The sequence below is a fragment of the Gemmiger formicilis genome (assembly GCF_016900095.1).
Taxonomy (GTDB): domain Bacteria; phylum Bacillota; class Clostridia; order Oscillospirales; family Ruminococcaceae; genus Gemmiger; species Gemmiger formicilis_A.
Genome location: NZ_JACJJP010000069.1, coordinates 1 through 2,262, shown reverse-complemented (window position 1 = coordinate 2,262; position 2,262 = coordinate 1). Strand labels below are relative to the sequence as shown.

Annotated in this window: 2 protein-coding genes; both read left to right on the top strand. The window is 64.8% G+C overall.

Going from position 1 to position 2,262, the window contains the following annotated elements; translation table 11 throughout:
• Positions 1-926, top strand: a 926-nt coding sequence (locus H6B15_RS15205; RefSeq protein ID WP_204648847.1) for a UDP-N-acetylglucosamine 1-carboxyvinyltransferase, incomplete at its 5' end; no start/stop codon positions are given.
• Between the two features lie 225 nt (positions 927-1,151).
• The coding region (gene ftsZ / locus H6B15_RS15200; RefSeq protein WP_204648846.1) for a cell division protein FtsZ at positions 1,152-2,262 on the top strand (1,111 nt) is incomplete at its 3' end.

The following is a 2,262-nucleotide window of genomic DNA, read 5'->3' as shown; positions in this document are numbered from 1 at the left end:
GGGCCATGGGGGCCACCATCCGGGAGGGGGAATCCTCGGTGGTTCTCTGCCGGGAAGGCCCCCTTTGCGGGGCGGACTTCACCCTGCGCCTGCCCAGCGTGGGGGCCACTCTGACTCTGCTCATGGCTGCGGCCTGCGCCCGGGGCACCACCGTGCTGCGGGGGGCGGCCTGTGAACCGGAAATCGCGGACACCGCCGCCTTTCTTCGCATGGCGGGGGCCAAGATTGAGGGCGCCGGCACCCCGGTGATTACGGTGCACGGGCAGGAAGGCATTCTGCCCGGGGGTGGGGTGCACCTGCCGCTGCCCGACCGGATTGCGGCGGCCACCTACGCGGCGGCGGTGGCGGTGGCGGGCGGCCGGGTTACGGTGGAACACTGCCGCCCGGGACACCTGGCGCCGTTTTTGCGGTTCCTGCGCACCGCCGGGTGCGAGATCGTCGCGGGACCGGACAGCTTTACGGTGGCCCGGGATCCGGATACGCCGCTGTGGGGCGGGGCGGACCTGTGCACCGGCGCCTGGCCCGGTTTTGCCACCGACACCGCCCCATTGGCGGCGGCAGTGCTGCTGAGTGCCCGGGGAGAAAGCCGCATCCACGACGCCCTGTTCCAGAATCGGTTTGCCTGCGCCGAGGGCTTTGCGGCCATGGGTGCCAGGGTGCGTGCCGATGGGCGGGATTTGTGGATCGGCGGCGATGCGGCACTGCACGGGGCCGATGTGACCGCCCCCGACCTGCGGGGCGGGGCAGCCCTGGTGCTGGCGGCGCTGGGAGCCAAAGGAACGGTGCGCATCAGCGATTCCGGTCACATCCGAAGGGGGTACCAGGACCTGCCCGCGGAGCTCGCGACCCTGGGAGCCCGGTGTGCTTACACCAAAACATTGAGCGATGCCACGCGAAAAACTGTTCCCGCTATGCAAATGCGATAAAATCCGCGCAGGCATGTGAACTCTTTTGGATATTTCTACGGGCTGCGGCGCAAATTTTGTTTTTTTGCGCCGCAGCTATTGAAATATCGTTGTGAATTTGGTATTCTAATAATCAGTTATATGTAAAAAATACAGGGCCAGTGTGCCTCTGGGTCATAAACCGCATGGCGGCGGCCCGGACTGTCGGGCCCGTCGAAATTAACAACTGTTTAGGGGGATACACTCATGGCGTTCGTTCTCGATGAAGAGATGCAGAATGTAACTAACATCAAGGTGATCGGCGTCGGCGGCGGCGGCGGCAACGCTGTCAACCGTATGGTCGACGCGGGCCTTGGCGGCGTGGAATTCGTTGCGATGAACACCGACCAGCAGGCCCTGATCAACTCCAAGGCGACCCAGAAGGTCCAGCTTGGCGCCAAGCTGACCAAGGGCCGCGGCGCCGGCGCCGACCCGGAAGTGGGCCAGCGTGCCGCCGAAGAGAGCAAGGACGAGATCACCAACGCCCTGAAAGGCGCCCAGATGGTCTTCATCACCGCCGGTATGGGCGGCGGCACCGGCACCGGTGCGGCGCCCGTTGTGGCCGAGACTGCCCATGACCTGGGCATCCTGACCGTGGGCATCGTCACCAAGCCTTTCAGCTTTGAGGGCAAGCGCAAGATGAGCCTGGCCGAGCAGGGCATTGCCAACCTGATGATGCATGTGGACAGCCTGATCGTGATCCCGAACGAGCGTCTGAAGCTCATCAGCCAGGAAAAGATCACCCTGATGAACGCCTTCGAAGCCGCCGACAACGTGCTGCGCCAGGGCGTTGAGAGTATCTCCAGCCTGATCAACATTCCGGCCTTCATCAACCTGGACTTCGCCGACGTGCGCTCCATCATGAAGGACGCCGGCTTTGCCCACATGGGCGTCGGCGTCGCCAAGGGCGCCGGCAAGGCCGAAAACGCCGCCAAGGCTGCCATCTCCAGCCCGCTGCTGGAAACCAGCATCGCCGGCGCTCGCGGTGTCATCATCAACATCACCTCCAGCCCGGATATCGGCCTGGACGATGTGGAGACTGCCGCTTCCATGATTACCCAGTCTGCCCATCCCGATGCCAACATCATCTGGGGTACTGCGTTCGATGAACGCCTGGCTGACGAGATGAACATCACCGTCGTGGCCACCGGCTTCGAGAACACCCCGGGTGTGGATGAGCCCATCCAGGCTGCCATGCATGCCCAGATGGCGTCCAAGAATGCCGCTCCGGCCGCCCAGGCGGAACCCGCCGTGCAGCAGCCCGCTGCCCCCACCCCGCCGCCGGCCGTCGATCCGGTCATCCCCAGCCCGGTGATCT